General features: G+C 54.0%; 17 protein-coding genes. 5 read left to right on the forward strand and 12 right to left on the reverse strand.

The annotated features are described in order from the left end of the window. Window positions 1-516: 516 nt before the first annotated feature. Both AACY82_RS17510 and AACY82_RS17515 read left to right on the forward strand, forming a co-directional pair. A complete protein-coding gene (locus AACY82_RS17510; protein WP_339618146.1) occupies window positions 517-789 on the forward strand; it encodes a type II toxin-antitoxin system Phd/YefM family antitoxin in 273 nt (90 codons plus the stop codon). Further along, complete coding sequence (locus AACY82_RS17515) at window positions 770-1039, forward strand: Txe/YoeB family addiction module toxin (protein WP_339618147.1); 270 nt, start codon at window positions 770-772, stop codon at window positions 1037-1039. The genes AACY82_RS17510 and AACY82_RS17515 overlap by 20 nt, the downstream gene beginning before the upstream one ends. Before the next feature lie 537 nt (window positions 1040-1576). Here AACY82_RS17515 and AACY82_RS17520 read toward each other — a convergent pair. Beyond that, window positions 1577-3184, reverse strand: coding sequence for a YdiU family protein (locus AACY82_RS17520; RefSeq protein WP_339618148.1), 1608 nt, complete (start codon window positions 3182-3184; stop codon window positions 1577-1579). Between the two features lie 173 nt (window positions 3185-3357). Here AACY82_RS17520 and AACY82_RS17525 point away from each other — a divergent pair, with 173 nt between their 5' ends. After that, entirely contained in the window at window positions 3358-4104 is a 747-nt protein-coding gene (locus AACY82_RS17525) for a proteasome-type protease (RefSeq protein WP_339618149.1), read from the forward strand. Window positions 4105-4135: 31 nt separating this feature from the next. Here AACY82_RS17525 and AACY82_RS17530 read toward each other — a convergent pair whose 3' ends face one another. The 4 genes from AACY82_RS17530 to AACY82_RS17545 all read right to left on the reverse strand — a co-directional run bounded on the left by AACY82_RS17530 (window position 4136) and on the right by AACY82_RS17545 (window position 8343). Continuing rightward, complete coding sequence (locus tag AACY82_RS17530; protein ID WP_339618150.1) at window positions 4136-5185, reverse strand: putative zinc-binding metallopeptidase; 1050 nt, start codon at window positions 5183-5185, stop codon at window positions 4136-4138. Then, the gene (locus AACY82_RS17535) at window positions 5182-6138 is read right to left on the reverse strand and encodes an alpha-E domain-containing protein (protein ID WP_339618151.1); all 957 of its coding nucleotides are present in this window, start codon (window positions 6136-6138) and stop codon (window positions 5182-5184) included. The genes AACY82_RS17530 and AACY82_RS17535 overlap by 4 nt, the downstream gene beginning before the upstream one ends. Then, window positions 6138-7586, reverse strand: coding sequence for a circularly permuted type 2 ATP-grasp protein (locus AACY82_RS17540; RefSeq protein WP_339618152.1), 1449 nt, complete (start codon window positions 7584-7586; stop codon window positions 6138-6140). Before AACY82_RS17540 ends, AACY82_RS17535 begins: the two co-directional genes overlap by 1 nt. A gap of 91 nt (window positions 7587-7677) precedes the next feature. Next, entirely contained in the window at window positions 7678-8343 is a 666-nt protein-coding gene (locus AACY82_RS17545) for a 2OG-Fe(II) oxygenase (RefSeq protein WP_339618154.1), read from the reverse strand. Window positions 8344-8450: 107 nt separating this feature from the next. On the opposite strand from AACY82_RS17545, the gene AACY82_RS17550 reads away from it, so the two are divergent. Next, a complete protein-coding gene (locus AACY82_RS17550) occupies window positions 8451-8717 on the forward strand; it encodes a hypothetical protein (protein WP_339618155.1) in 267 nt (88 codons plus the stop codon). Here the strand turns inward: AACY82_RS17550 and AACY82_RS17555 are convergent. Both AACY82_RS17555 and AACY82_RS17560 read right to left on the reverse strand, forming a co-directional pair. Beyond that, window positions 8714-9535 carry a class I SAM-dependent methyltransferase gene (locus tag AACY82_RS17555; RefSeq protein ID WP_339618156.1) on the reverse strand — a complete coding sequence of 274 codons (822 nt, stop codon included), beginning with the start codon at window positions 9533-9535 and terminating at the stop codon, window positions 8714-8716. The genes AACY82_RS17550 and AACY82_RS17555 overlap by 4 nt on opposite strands. A 75-nt stretch (window positions 9536-9610) precedes the next feature. Further along, entirely contained in the window at window positions 9611-10258 is a 648-nt protein-coding gene (locus tag AACY82_RS17560) for an OmpA family protein (RefSeq protein ID WP_339618157.1), read from the reverse strand. A 97-nt stretch (window positions 10259-10355) separates the two neighbouring features. On the opposite strand from AACY82_RS17560, the gene AACY82_RS17565 reads away from it, so the two are divergent. Further along, window positions 10356-10931, forward strand: coding sequence for a leucine-rich repeat domain-containing protein (locus tag AACY82_RS17565; protein ID WP_339618158.1), 576 nt, complete (start codon window positions 10356-10358; stop codon window positions 10929-10931). A 15-nt stretch (window positions 10932-10946) separates the two neighbouring features. On the opposite strand, the gene AACY82_RS17570 is transcribed toward AACY82_RS17565, so the two are convergent. The 5 genes from AACY82_RS17570 to nadA form a co-directional block, all read right to left on the reverse strand. After that, window positions 10947-11213 (reverse strand): PilZ domain-containing protein, encoded by a 267-nt coding sequence (locus AACY82_RS17570; protein ID WP_339618160.1) that lies wholly within the window; start codon window positions 11211-11213, stop codon window positions 10947-10949. Between the two features lie 121 nt (window positions 11214-11334). Then, entirely contained in the window at window positions 11335-12123 is a 789-nt protein-coding gene (locus AACY82_RS17575; protein WP_339618162.1) for an MBL fold metallo-hydrolase, read from the reverse strand. 45 nt (window positions 12124-12168) lie between these two features. Continuing rightward, entirely contained in the window at window positions 12169-13335 is a 1167-nt protein-coding gene (gene bamC / locus AACY82_RS17580) for an outer membrane protein assembly factor BamC (protein WP_339618163.1), read from the reverse strand. Window positions 13336-13354: 19 nt separating this feature from the next. Beyond that, on the reverse strand, window positions 13355-14230 hold the full coding sequence (gene dapA / locus AACY82_RS17585; protein WP_339618164.1) for a 4-hydroxy-tetrahydrodipicolinate synthase: 876 nt from the start codon (window positions 14228-14230) through the stop codon (window positions 13355-13357). A gap of 124 nt (window positions 14231-14354) precedes the next feature. Beyond that, window positions 14355-15413, reverse strand: a complete 1059-nt coding sequence (gene nadA / locus AACY82_RS17590; protein ID WP_339618165.1) for a quinolinate synthase NadA — start codon at window positions 15411-15413, stop codon at window positions 14355-14357. Window positions 15414-15636: the final 223 nt, after the last annotated feature.

Raw genomic sequence — 15636 nt, forward strand, 5'->3', positions numbered from 1 at the left:
CTATTTTAATGGAATTTTCTACTAATAACCGCTGTGGATTATTGGGGGGATTACAGACGCTCACGCAAGTCTCGTCAGGCCATGGACGGCCTGTCGAGACGGCCCTCTAAAATTGGCCGGAGCGAGGGAACCCGCAGGGCTGAGATGCCGGGGTGCGCTTTTTCGTCCCTTTTTCGTCGCATTACAAAAAGGGGCTCGCCCGCCCGGCGACTGAGGGCAACCAAACTGAAGACTAAACTAGAGCAAGTCGTTTAACCTCGCCAACAAAGCGAAGTAACCTTACCCCACCAGCTTAACCAAAGGCACGGGATGACGAATCAAAGCAACTCGCCACGCCTGACGACACGGGCATATAAACTCAAATCCGCGCTAGCGGCACCCTCCCCCCACAAAGCCACCCAGCAACGCGAACAACCCAGCCCTGCACAGCGCCGTAACAAATGACTGCGGAATAATTGCCTTACTAGGGCTTACCCACTACAATAGTACGGCACTTCCGTACACTTGGTGATAAAGATGGATACTGTAAGCGTAAACCAGTTTAGAGATAAGCTAAAAACCTTTGTAGAACAAGTGGTTACAAACCATACCCCGCTGAAGGTAACCCGCAGAGCTGGCGAAGCATTTGTGATAATGAGCGCCGATGACTGGGAGCGAGAACAGGAAACCCTCTATGTTTTACAGAACAGTAGTCTAATGAAACAAATCGCTGATTCATTGGCCACTCACAACAGTAAAACCGGCTATACCCCTACCAGCGAGGAATTAAATGAGATCACTGGTATTTGAGGGTAAAAGCTGGGAGACCTACGAAGCACTGCGTCAAAAAGACAAAAAGCTGCACAAAGCCCTATGCCAACATTTAAAAGAAATGCTTCGAGACGACCCAAGTCGCGGCATAGGAAAACCCAAACAACTTCGACACAACCTCACAGGGTTTTGGTCAAGACGGATTTCTCAGAAAGATCGTCTCATTTATAAATTTGATGAAAATTCTATTTATATTTTTGCGATTGGCGGACATTACGATGATCATTAATTTTGCGCTGCCCTGACGGCTAATTCACTGCCAAGCCCCGCCCCACGACAATCTATTTCAGTAGAAATTAGCTTAACAAATCGCTCACATTATTGATAACAGAAAAGACGTGAAGTTTCTAGCCACTCTTTGTACGGGAGAAGTGCGCATGGAGCTTATGTTTAACGCAGAACATTACGCCATAGCGGTAAGTGCAACCGCCAACCCAAACCAGCTACGAAGTGCCGCTTGGCGGTCCCCTGCAACCAGCCGAGCGCAAGCCTATTTTAGGGGGTAAGCGAGCAGGACGCTCACGCAAGTCTCGTCAGGCCATGGACGGCCTGTCGAGACGGCCCTCTAGAATTGGCCGGAGCGAGGGCACCCGCAGGGCTGAGATGCCGGGGTGCGCTTTTTCGTCCCTTTTTCGTCGCATTACAAAAAGGGACTCGCCCGCCCGGCGACTGAGGGCAAGCAAACTGAAGGCCACACAGAAGTAAGTCATTTAACCTCACCACCTAAACGAAATAACTTTACCTCTGCTGCCATCAGCACACGACCTCAAGAACTACAAGACAAAGTCGAACACCCAGGCTTCGCCCTCGCCCACTCCGGCCGCTTCTGCGCAAACCGCTCAAACTCCGGCTGCTCATCATAAGGATGACGCAACACCTCCAACAACTCATCCACCGCGCCAAGCTCGCCCTGCTCAACGCGCTCCGTCACTTGCTGCGATAAATAGTTGCGCAATACATACTTAGGGTTTACCGCATTCATGCGGCGCTGGCGGTCGGCATTGCTCTCGCCACTGTCCTGTAAGCTCTGCTGGCTACGTTTACGGTAAGCACTCAACCACTCGCAAGTAGCGGTAATCACTTTGTGCGAAGGCGCTTGGTAATAGGCAGCCATTAACGGCGCCAACTGTTCGGCCTCGCTCAACTGGTCGGCCGGCAGGCTTATGTCCACCTGCGCCAACTGGCGAAAAAAGATCGTCATGTCGGTTTCGGTTTGGGTTAGCAGCTCTAATAGCGACTCGATTAGCTCGCCGTCGCTGTTTTTATAAGCTGCGAAGCCCAACTTAGCTGCCATATCCGCCGCGCGGCATTGGGCGAAGGTCTCGCCATACACTTTAAGCGCCTCTTCTAAAGGCTTAGCCTCGCCCACTAACGGGTAAATGGCATTGGCCAAACGCACCAAGTTCCACAGGCCGATATTAGGCTGCGCACCGTAGCCGTAGCGTTTGTGCTGCGCATCGGTGGTGTTGGGCGTCCACTCGGGGTCGTAACCCTCAAGCCAGCCGTAGGGACCGTAGTCGATGGTGTCGCCAATAATGGATAGGTTATCGGTGTTCATCACGCCGTGCACAAAGCCCACCCGCATCCAATGGGCAATGGTGCGGGCGGTGCGGGCGGCCACCTCGGCAAACCATTCGACGTAAACCTCGGGGCTCGGTTCGCGGCCGGCGAGCAGCTCGGGAAAGTCGGCTTTAAGGGTAAAGTCGGCCAACTGCTTTAGCAGCTCGTGCTCGCCACGGCTGGCAAAGATCTCAAACGAGCCAAAGCGCACAAACGAGCGAGCCACGCGGCACACCACGGCGCCCGGTTCGTACTCGGGGTGGCCGTCGTAAAACATATCCCGCAGCACCTGATCGCCCGTCAGGCTTAAACTTAGCGCCCGCGTGGTGGGCACACCCAAATGATGCATGGCCTCGCTGCATAAATACTCGCGTACTGATGAGCGCAATACCGCCAAACCATCGGCGTGGCGCGAGTAAGGTGTGGGGCCAGCGCCTTTTAGCTGCAACGTCCAGTGCTGAGCTTTATGGGCCACCTCGCCTAGGTTAATCGCCCGCCCATCGCCCAACTGTCCGGCCCAATTGCCAAACTGATGACCGCCATAGCACATGGCGTAGCTTTGCATACCCGGCAGCAGCTGGTTGCCGCTAAACACGCGGGTAAAGGTTTCGCCGCTGGCGGCAGCCGGATCTAGGCCAATAAGCTCGGCCACCTCGGGGGAGGACGAGAGTAATTGCGCGCTGGCGGTGGTTTTGGGAGTAACGTACGAGTAGCAGGCACCATAAACCTGATGTGGTGTGTTATCACCGGACCCATCGCCCGGCAGCTCGCGCACAAATCGGTTATCAAACGTGAGCTCTGTTAACGCCAACATACGGGTACACCCTTAAAAAGAGCCATTGTATCATCCAGCCTGGGGGTCACGAAAAACCGAATACGGAAAGATGCGCCAACCTCAAGACAAGATTGCGGCATAAACGGCCTTGACGCTATGCTGAACTCAACTTAATCTAGGCGGCCTTAATACTCCTCACGGTTACCTGTTTTATGACCTATTGCGTTGCCATTACCACCGATGCCGGCCTTGTTTTTTGCTCCGACTCGCGCACCAATGCTGGCGTTGATCAGGTTAGCACCTACGGCAAAATGTACCATTTTCAGGTGCCCGGTGAGCGTCAGTTTGTGATTTTATCCGCTGGCAACCTCGCCACCACCCAGGCGGTGATCTCCCAGGTAAAGCGCGATTTGCGGGATAATGCCCCCAACAGCCTGAAAACCATGCCCGATCTTAGCGAGGCGGCGAGTTATTTAGGTGAGATAAGCCGGCAAGAGCAAGACCGCCACGCCAGCCCTGATGGCCCCAATGCCGGGGCCAGCTTTGAGGCGTCGTTTATTATTGGCGGACAAATACGCGGCGACAAGCCCCGTCTGGCGATGGTGTACCCTCAAGGCAACCATATCACCACCTCTAAAGACACGCCTTACCTACAAATTGGCGAGAGTAAGTACGGCAAACCCATTCTGGACCGGATTCTCACGGCCGCCACCTCGCTGGAAATCGCCGGGCGCTGCGCGCTGGTGTCGATGGATTCGACCATGCGCAGTAACTTAACCGTGGGGCCACCGATAGATTTGGGCATTTACCCCGTCGACAGCTTTGCCTTAGAGCGCATGCGCTTTGAAGAAGACGATGAGTACCTGCGCTCGCTGACTCGCAGCTGGAACCAAAACCTTATTGAGGCGTTTGATCGCCTGCCACCACTGGCAGCAGAAACAGAGCTTGACCTGGAGTAGCTCTGAATAGCCGAGCAATGCCAAGATAGCGTTAAGCCGCCACAGACGCACCCACCACCCGGTGAATAAAATCTAATTTTGCGTACACCGGGTCGGTAATCACAAACGGGTAGGCATCGCGCATGCCCATACTACGATTAAGTGCATTGAGCTTAACGGACAGCTCCAGCCAGGTATCCACCAGCTCGGCAAACGGCTTATTAAGCACACCCCGCCCCTCGGCCGACTCGCCTTTAAGCTGCATCACATCAAACTGCCCCGCCGTCTCTAGCGTATCGATCATGTGCAGATAGTGCGCCCAGGTTTCGGCCCAATCTTCCAAGGGGTGCGACTGAGCGTAGGCACTGATGTAATCGGGGGCCCAATCGTCGGCCACTGTATTGTAGTGCTGCTTTAAAGCGCTGTTGTAATCTTCATCCGGATTGCCAAATAAGGTTTCGAACGGCGCGCGCCAATCCGTCGAGGCAACCAAAAGCTCGTAATAGTAGTGGCCGATCTCGTGACGAAAATGACCCAGTAATGTGCGGTAACTTTCACCTAATTGCTCGCGCACTTTCTCGCGATACGAGGCGTCGGCCTCGGCCAGGTTAATGGTAATCAAACCGCTACCATGGCCTGTGGCGACAAACGTATCAGCGTACTCGGCATTGGTGCGGCCGTCTTCTAAAAACGCAAACTCTAGTTTTATATGACGGTCATTGGCAGGCGTTAGCGCCAAACCTAAGCGCAAAATAGAGTACAAAGTGTGACGTTTGGCTGACTCTAGCCGAATCCAGCGTTCGACATTGATACCCCGGTCGAGGTCGGGCACTGTTTTATTGAGACGACAGGAAATACAAAAACGCTCGGGACTGGCGGCAGGCAACAACCAGTTGCAGGCATTGTAATCGTCGTAATTACCACAATAACGAAACTCTTTGCCCGAGTCTTCGTCGTGTAAAACCTTATGATCGTTTGCCGCCGCGCGCAAGGACAACATATAAAACCCAACGGAATCAAAACCCAACAGACGCTGGCACGTTAGACACTGGATGTTGCGAAAAAACACCCGAGTGCCACACTTGCAATGAAAATCAATCACGAGGCGCTCTGCACTTCGGGCAAGAACCAGGTGGTGGCAATGATTTTGTGCGTCTCGGCCACGTCGGTTTGCACCGCATCGATATATTCGTGCAGCTTGTCTTGGTTGATCAACTCGGCAAACTGCGCCATTTTAATTCGGCGCCGCACACCCGCCAGTAAGCTGGTGGCCGCTTCGCCGTTGGGCAATGTATCAAAGCAATGAGCCACCTCACCCAGACAGTGCTCGACCGCACGGGGAAACAGCGGATCTTGAAACAAGAACATCACCACATCTTCGGCGTTAATGCGATCCAGCACATGCTGGCGATACATCTGAAACCCGCTCAGCGAGCGCAACACGCTCATCCATAAAATATTTTCAAACGGCTCAGAGCTGTCGTCATCTTTTGCGGCGGGCTCTAAAATTCGGCGTGCGCCGACATCGACAATCCGCGAGGTCATGTCCGCCCGCTCTAAGTTTCGGCCCAGCTGAATAAAACGGTAGGCATCATTTTGACTCATGCAGCCGGCGAGCATGCCGGTAAATTGCTGCACCTTCTCGATCACCGTTTCCAGCAAGATATGTCGTTCGCGACGGGCGCCGCCCTTAGAGAGATTTTCGTCTAAGTACCAATACAAATCGTTAATTAATTCGTACACCTCAGAGGGCATAATCTCGCGGGTAATCCGAGCGTTCTCGCGGGCAAAAGCAATGGAGTTTTTAATGGAGCTTGGGTTTGCCTGATCGGACAAAATAAAGCGCATCACCGCGCGCTCATCCGCCAAGTCGGCGTCTTTTTGAAAGTACTCGGTGCCGCCGCTAATATCCACCAATGTACCCCACCCCACACGCACACCACGGGGTAAATCCAACAACAATTTAGTATTGACGTTAACCAACCGCGCACTGCTCTCGCAGCGCTCCATATAACGGCCCAACCAATAAATTCGCTCTGCGACTCGAGATAACATTATTTGCCCTCCTCGACGACAACCCAGGTATCCTGACTACCACCACCCTGAGACGAGTTAACCACATAGGAGCCTTTACGCATCGCCACCCGCGTCAGGCCGCCAGCGGTAACGCTACTGGTGCGACCTTGCAACACAAACGGACGTAAATCGATGTGGCGCGGCTCGGCGTTTTTGCTGCCAATAATAGGGCTGGTAGAAAGCGCGATTAACGGCTGAGCCATATAATTGCGCGGCGAGGCTTTGATGCGTCGGGCAAACTCTTCGCGCTCTTTTTTGCTGGCTTGCGGGCCGATCAACATGCCATAGCCGCCCGACTCGTTGGCAGGTTTAACCACCAGTTTATCGAGGTTTGCTAACACATGGTCACGCTGAACCTTATCAAAACATAAATAGCTGGGCACATTAGGCAAGATGGGGTCTTCGCCTAAATAGTACTTAATCATTTGCGGTACAAACGTATAAATGACTTTATCATCCGCCACGCCGGCACCCGGGGCATTGGCAATGGCAACATTACCTTTAAGCCACGCACGCATTAAGCCCGGCACCCCGAGCACCGAATCGGCGTTAAACACCTCGGGGTCGAGAAATAAATCGTCAATACGGCGATAGATAACATCGACACGGGATAAACCATTAATGGTGCGCATAAAAACGTGGTCATCCTCAACCACCAGATCGCTGCCCTCGACCAATTCGACTCCCATTTGCTGCGCCAGATACGAGTGTTCGAAATACGCCGAGTTATAAATGCCGGGAGTCAGCACGACTATCTCGGGGAACTCCAGCGGTCGGGGCGAAATTGCCGCAAGCGTATCAAACAACTGCGCGGGGTACTCGGTAACCGGCAAAATATTGTGGTTTTCAAATAACTCGGGGAACACGCGCTTGGTGACCTTGCGGTTCTCGAGCATATAAGAAACACCGGATGGCACCCGTAGGTTATCTTCTAAAACATAAAAAGCGCCGTCGTTATCGCGTATTAAATCGCTGCCGCAAATATGTGCCCACACCCCGAAGGCCGGCTTCATACCCACACACTCGGGCCTAAAGTTAACCGAGCCGGCTAAAATATCCGCAGGCACGACTTTGTCTTTAATAATTTTCTGTTCGTTGTAGATATCGTCGATAAAGCAGTTAAGCGCCTGCAGACGCTGGGTCAAACCGCGCTCGGTGACCTGCCACTCGCGCTGAGGAATAATGCGGGGGATAATATCGAAGGGCCAGGCCCGGTCAATGTTGCCAGCCTCGGAGTAAACCGTAAACGAAATACCCATGGTTTTAATGGCCAGTTCGGCCGACAATTTTCGCTCGGCAATGTCGTCTGAGGTCAAACTCGCCAAGTGCTTTGCCAGCACCCGGGCCGCGCGCCGCGGATTGCCCGGACTGCTGATCAACTCATCGTAAAACTCACCACTTTGGTAATCTCGCCAGTCTATTTGCATTGCCACTCCATTAAACGGTCGCCCCGTCACATTGATGCCCAATGAGCACAGTGTAGAGTTAATGCACGGCTTATACCACTTTCTTGCCGCGTTAGGCCGGCGGGTCAACCCGCTCGAGAGTATTGGTATTAATACGGTACCAGCCGGCCACGCTGTAGCGCTCACGGCGCGCGGGCAGCACTTCATGGGGGAACCGCTCACTCAAAAACACGACCAACCGGCCAGCCTCGGGGCAAATGTGCTCCACCACCTGATCGCCCGCCTCATTGTAGAGCACAAGCTCGCCGCCATCCTCTTTGGCCCAGCTGGGGTTAAGGTACAACACCGTAGACAACACCCGATTGGAGCGACCTTTAAAAGCATCGACGTGCTTCTTGTAAAAGGTGCCTACCGGGTAGTACGCGAGGTGACTTTCGTAATCAAACAGGCCCATAAACAGACGCCTGTTTATGGCTTCTCGCAATTGCTCCATCGCGCTCAAAAAAACAGTGGAGGCCTCTGAGCCACCGTCGAGCCAGCAAATGCGATCGCCGCGTATATCGAGCGCGACGGTATGATCCTCGGCCCGCCCGATACCGGCGGTTTTAAAGTGGCACTCTGGGTGGTCAAACTCGGCGCGCAGCGAGGCAATGGTGGCGCGGCTAAAAAGGTTATTCACAATCCCATAGCCGCGCTCCACCAACGCGTCAGCCAGCACGTCAAAGGCCGCATCGGGCGAGTCAGTCGCGAAGTGGTTGGGATCTGCCAAATCAAGCATTACTAGCGCCTCTAAAACCGTCTGTATACGTCAGCGGCGCAAAACACGCAAGTTTTTTAGCGCTTTACATTGTGCTAAAGTCGCGGCTACTTGCACGGGGGTATCAGGTGAATTTTAAGCAGCGCTTGCGCCATCATATCGATGTGCCCTTGGCGATTAGTTTTCGCCAGTTTCGGCTCGGCAGCATGATATTTTTTGCCGGGTTGGTTGCAATATTTGGCGCATCACAATTGCTTAGCCCAAGCCTTGTCCAAGAGTTAACTGTGCTTGGCGGCCTGTTAATCAGCGCGCTCGGTTTTGTGATCGCTATGCTCGCCCAAGCACGCATGATGCTGGGGCGCTTAGTAGCTTTTTGGCAAAAGCCTAAAGACTAAGGGTTCAGCTCGGCCGGCAGCTTTTGACGAGTGTAAATATCAAACCGACTCGATTTACCTTCTAAGCGGTAGCTGGGCGTCATATCCGCTAAATCCGGCGCTTTGCGCGGGCGCTTTACTACCACCCGGTAAGTAGCCAACGCACGGGCATCCGCCAACAGCTCAGCCGCATCGAGATCGGCACCCACCACCTGATGAAACGCCTGCATTTCTTTTTTCACATCGGCGGATTTGCCGCGTATCGGAAACATCGGATCAAGGTAAATCACATCGGGCGGCGAAGACTTTTTGGGGGGCGTGCACAAGTAGTCTCGCGCATCCACGCTCTCTAGGCTCAAGCGGTTAATAATCTCGGAGAGTTCGGCATCGGCGCCCGCGTGGGCACGCTGTAAGCCGTCGTTTAACAGGGCCCAAACCAGCGGCGAACGCTCGAGCATAGTCACTTGACAACCCAGGGTGGCCAGCACAAACCCGTCGCGCCCAAGGCCAGCGGTTGCGTCCAGCACGTGGGGTTTTACCCGCGCCTGAACACCAACAGCTTTGGCGATCATTTGGCCTTTGCCACCGCCAAATAAACGCCGGTGGTTTACCGCGCCGGCTAAAAAGTCTACCCGCACGGGCCCTGGTACTTTGCGACCCGTTTGCTGCAGGCTCACGCCATCGGCGGCAAACACTAAGGCGAACTGAGGTTGCTGTAGATCGGCGGGGTTTACTTGCAGCAACAATTCGGCCCCGAGCGCTCGGGCGGTTATTGCCGCCTCGGCGCGTCGGGCCGAATTGCTGCCAGCATCGTTAACAATAACTACCGTTTGTACCATGTATGCGCCTTTTGACTCTCGCGGAACTCACCGCGACCGGGCGCACATAGTAACAAACAGCAAACGGTTGGCCTATTACAGAGGCGACAACTGAATTTCTACCCGGCGATTTTGCTCGCGCCCCGCCGAGCTAGAGTTGCTGGCAATGGGATAACGCGGACCATAACCGGTGGCGTTCATGCGGTTATAGGCCACTTTGCGCTCGCCCAAATAATCCCGCACGCTTTGCGCCCGACGCTCACTCAATAACTGGTTAAATTCGTCTGAGCCGGTAGAGTCGGTGTGACCGCCAATGTTAACAGCGGTTTTATTAAACTCGACCAAAACAGTCGCCACTGAATTGAGTACATCGTAAAACTGCGGACGAATGTCGTATTTGCCTGTTTCAAAGGTGATGTTACCGGGCATAATCAGGCTGATTTTATCGCCCTCGCGCTGCACCTGTACGCCACTGCCCTGTAACTGCTGGCGTAGTTTAGTCTCTTGCTTGTCCATGTAGTAACCAACACCACCACCGATAGCGCCACCGGCAACCGCCCCGGTCAATGCGCCTTTGCCGCGGTCTTTTTTACTGGATGAGGCGACCCCTACCGCAGCACCCGCCACCGCGCCAATAACCGCGCCGGTTGTGGAGTTAGAGGTTTTGCTCTCGCCAGTGTACGGATCGTTCGTGGTACAGGCCGCTAATGAACATACCAACGTTGCTGCTAATAACTTTTTCATCAAGGTTTCCTTATCATCTGAGAACCAACCAGCAATATGCTATACCATTGGACGCCAAAATGACTCGCAAGTTTTCACATTTATACGGATTCATACTATGCATCATCCATATTCGCGCCATAACGGCTGTCACACATACCGCCACAGTATGAGTAACTACGCGTTCATTGCCCTTATCGGATTACTCGGGCTGCTATCGGGCTGTGAAAGCTACGATGTCTCGATCAATGACAACGTCGTTTATACACCCAAACCCTTGCTACGGGACGTTAACGTTGCCGACAGCAACCTCGCCAGCTGCATAAAGCAGACTATTAGTGACGACAAAATCACTCGGGCGGTTGATTTAACACGACTGCGCTGCACCCACGCAGGCATCGTAACGCTGGCGGGAATCGAGACTTTTTACGGCTTAGTACAGCTGGATCTAGGTGACAATGCTATCACCGACGTCAAACCATTGGAGAAGCTGGGACGGTTGCAAGTGGCGCTGTTAGGCGAGAACCACATTAGCAGTGCGGAGCCTCTGCTGCGTCTAATAAAGCTGGTGGAACTCGACCTAGAGGGAAACCCGATTGCCGATTGCCGGGATGTCGCGCAGCTGGAACGAGCGCTAAAAGAAAACCAAGGTATGCTGTTAACGCCCAAAAGCTGTGAAAAGCACACGAGTTAACCGGTACCGTAAGCGCTAGGCGACAAACACCAAACCGACAGTATTGCGAAATTGACGCACTACCTTCATGGCGACGGGCTCGGAGTTTATGGGCCCCACCACCTTTTTGAACATTACCGCCACTTCTGTACCCACCGGCGGCAAAGATTGGCTCTCGACCTGCACTTGGGCGCCGCCGTCGGATATATCCATGGTAAAGCCAATCAGGGTGCCAAATGCCGGGTGGGTCATTTCCACCCGGATGCTGCGACTGGTGCGCTCGTGCTGACGACGCTCTATCACCGGCAGACTCCTTACGTTAAAAAACCATTATTGCGTAACAGGCGATCGAGCACTGATGCCGCCTAAAAAGGCAAGCAGAGCTGTTTGCCGTTCTTTTATAGTAGCTAATTTTGGCGCCGACTCAAGCACTAGCCTCGGCCAGCACGGGCCCAGGAGCAAGCGACAGCCAATCAAACCCCTCATCCTGGCAGGCGTAAATAACCTCGGAGATATCGGCCGTTACCGGCGACAGAGCCTCGCGTGCGCGCTCTAGGGAGTTATTCTTTTGGCTAATATGGGCAATCACCAAATACTGCAACCGGGTACAGTCAACCCGCGCCAAGAAGCCCGCCGCCTGCTGATTGCTCAGATGCCCCCAGGGGCCACCCACCCGAGTTTTAAGTGATGGCGGGTATGGGCCGCTCGCCAGCATCATTGGGTCGTGGTTGGCCTCCAGTACCAGCGCATCGCAGTTTTGGTACATGTCCTCTACGTGGGGCGATACGGTGCCTAAATCCGTTAAAACCCCAAGGCGCACGCCCCCGCAGGAGAATATAAATTGTGCCGGCTCGCGCGCATCGTGCGGCACGGCCACAGGCTCTACCGTCAGCTCACCCAAGCAAAAGCTTTGATAGGCCTCGATTAAGTGTAATTCAGGTAATTTGCCAAGATCCCGGCTGTGGAAGGTACCGGGCGTCATATAAACCGGTAAGCCAAAGCGCCGGGCTAACGCCGCGACGCCTTTAATGTGATCGGCGTGCTCGTGTGTGACAATAATGGCCGTTAGGTCGCTGCCCGATTTACCGAGGCGCTCTAACCGCGCGCAGGTTTCTTTAACGCTAAAACCACAATCGATCAGCAGCGAGCCGCCCGGCCACTCAATAAGGGTAGCATTACCGCGACTGCCACTACCCAAAGATGCCACCCGCATACCGTGTCCTTCGATCAAGCCCAGCGCCACGCTGGGCGCTTAATATTAAATAAGATTTTTGCGCAGCAACGTTAACAAGTCACGCGATTTGCGAGCGTCCAAACGTTTGCCGTATGGGTCGCGCAGGCGCACCGTGTAGTTATCGGCCTCGCCTTGCATAAACAGCAAATAGCCTGGCGCGTTAGGGAATTTCTGCTCTGCTTTACGGTTAGATAGCGGCGCTTTAGCAAACGCGTCACCCTTGGGAACCACCGTTAACAGTTGCGCCAAACTATAAGGGCTCTTGGCCACAAGCTCTTTATCGCTTGAGAACCAGCCGCTAAACCAGCCGTCGCTTTCGGGCTCAACCGGCTCGTAGTGAAGGTAATAAACACCGTCGTCGGGCTGGCTGTCGTAAATCGAGAAGCCGTCTTCACGCATTGAGTGAAAGAGCGTGGCTTTGGCCCGCGCCTCACTTAAGCGAATTTTCATGACCGGCTCGTTCTGCTCGACGACCAATGCCGATTTCGCATCGCCGCCAATGGCTTGAGCCAGCAACGAGGTGCCGCCGATGGTTTCGTCTCGGGCGAGCGCGGCTGCCAGCTCGTCCATTAGCCAGGCTTCGCGCTCAGATGAGCTAGACGCCGACGGCCACGCTAAATCGCCCGAAGGGCTATCGCCCTGCACACTTTGATGCAAAACATGAATCTCGCTGGTCTCGGGCTGAACACCCTGATCGATTTGCACGCGATAGCGATCGGATGTGCTTAAATCGGATTTAAACTGCAGCCAGTGGCTATCGATTAAACCGCGACCAATATCGGCGCTGGCAACATCGACGTTGTTCTCGTTCAGAAAAGCTCTGACACGAGGCCAAACTTCACCGGGGGAGACATTCATCAAAATCCAGCGCTCGTCGGCAAGACGCTGGATTTTGACGTTCTCTTGCATCAGGTTGGTCGCCAAAGGCTGAGGCCGGGGTACCTCGGCGCTCTCGGTTTGGGCGATATCGTCAAACTCACTCTCAGTGACCGGCGGAATCGGGTAGCGCTCACCCAATTTCTCGCTCTTCATGCCCTCGGGCACTTTTAGCGGTTCAATTTTGTCGGCTTTTTGGTAGTCGCCCTCGCGGTTGCGAAAATAGGCCTCATCACCCCAAAAAACCCCACAGCCTGACAACATGGCCACCAAGCTCAGTACACTTACGCCCCGCAGGGAAGTTGTTTTTATCATCTTGACGTCTTCAATCTTTTTAAATCAGTCCAGCTTCACGTAACGCGGTGCGAACCTGCTCGTGGTACACCGCTGACAATTCAGTCATCGGCAGGCGAATTCCGGGATTAATAATCCCCATTTCGGCCAGCGCCCATTTTACCGGAATCGGGTTTGCCTCCAGAAACATAGCGCGGTGTAACGACATTAATGAATCGTTAATCGCCCGGGCCTGATCGGCTTTACCGGCGATGGCCAGCTCGCACATTTGCGCCAGCTTGTCGGGTATGACATTCGCTGTGACAGAAATATCCCCATGACCGCCTAACAACATTAACTCAACCGCTGTTTCGTCATCGCCCGAGATCACTTTAAAGCCATCCGGGGCCCCATCAATGATGGCTTTGGCACGTACCATATCGCCCGTGGCTTCTTTAATGCCAATAATATTGGGCAATTTTGCCAGCTCTAGCACCACATCGGGCTGCATATCGACAGCGGTACGCCCCGGAACGTTGTACAGCAACTGGGGGATATCGACGGCCTTGGCAATGTACTCATGGTGTAAGTACAACCCGCGCTGGGTAGGCTTGTTGTAATAAGGCGCTACCAGCAAACAGGCGTCGGCGCCGACCGACTTTGCGCCCTCGGTCAGCTCGACAGCCTCGGAGGTTGAGTTGGCACCGGTGCCGGCAATAACAGGTATCTTACCGCCCACTTGGTTTACCACATGTTTAATGACCGCCAAATGCTCATCCACATTCAATGTGGCCGATTCGCCGGTGGTACCCACGGCGACAATCGCGTGAGTGCCCTGCTCCAGATGCCAATCCAACACTTTGGACAGCGCCTGCCAGTCGACACTGGTATCGGGGTTCATGGGGGTTACCAAAGCAACCATACTGCCTTGAATCATAGGTTCTCCAACTCAGGGTAGAGAGAGCGCCATATTAGCGCTCTCGGCTCGGGGCGGGCCTCCGAGAAATACAGCCAATAAACTCTGGCGACATGTTACGCACCGCCAGAGGGGGACACAAGCGTCATTTTTTAAACTCAAGCATTCGCGCAAGCGGCTTCATAGCCTGCTCTGCCAGCGCCGGATCGACAAAGATCTCATTGTCATTGCGCTCGAACACGGCGGCTAAATTATCCAACGCGTTCAGCGCCATCCAAGGGCAGTTGGCGCAACTGCGGCAGGTCGCGCCACTGCCGGCGGTGGGCGCCACATGAAAGATTTTATCGGGGCAGCGTTGCTGCATTTTATAAAAAATGCCCTGATCCGTTGCCACAATAAACTCGCGGTTAGGCAGTGTCTCGGCGGCGTTAATCAGCTGCGACGTAGAGCCTACCACATCGGCCAAATCAACCACCGCTTGCGGCGACTCAGGGTGCACCAACACCGCCGCCTCGGGGTACAAAGTTTTTAAATCCTCTATCCCTTTTGCCTTAAACTCTTCGTGAACAATACAGGCACCATCCCACAAAAGGACATCGGCACCTGTTTGTTTTTGCACATAGGCGCCCAAGTGTTTATCGGGTGCCCATAAAATTTTCTCGCCCTGCTTATCCAGATAATCCACCACATCCAGCGCGATACTGGAAGTTACTACCCAGTCGGCGCGGGCTTTAACGGCGGCCGACGTGTTGGCGTAAACCACCACAGTGCGATCCGAGTGCGCATCACAAAACGCCGCAAACTCGTCCGCCGGGCAGCCGATATCCAGCGAGCAAGTCGCCTCAAGGGTCGGCATCAACACGCGTTTATGAGGCGTGAGAATTTTCGCCGTCTCCCCCATAAATTTAACACCTGCGACGATAAGCGTCGTGGCGCTGTGCTCTTTGCCAAAACGCGCCATCTCTAACGAGTCGGCAACGCAGCCACCGGTCTCTTCGGCCAGCTCCTGAATCATAGGGTCAGTGTAATAGTGCGCGACCAGCACCGCGTTATGCTCAACCAGCAGCGCTTTAATACGATCTTTAAGCGCGTCTTGTTGCTCGGGCGTAAGCTCGGGGTCCGAGCTGATACCCGCCAAATGATCTAACACCACCTGACGATCTGACGCCAGCGGCGGCACTGTAGACGTTGTTTCTTGGGTCATATTAATTACCACGGTCGCACCCGCTTTGTGCGGGCTTTTACAAAGGCCCAAGGCCCCTAAAGCGCGCTATTCTACCATACCTGAGAAAGGGAATACGGATGAGGCAAGGCTACCCGTTACGGAAACGCGGCCAATAAAAAAGGCCAGAGGAGATCCTCTAGCCTTTTTAATATGGTGGGTCGTACTGGATTCGAACCAGTGACCAATTGGTTAAAAGCCAACT

Origin of the sequence: uncultured Gilvimarinus sp. (genome assembly GCF_963972205.1) — a bacterium.
Classification (GTDB): Bacteria; Pseudomonadota; Gammaproteobacteria; order Pseudomonadales; family Cellvibrionaceae; genus Gilvimarinus; species Gilvimarinus japonicus.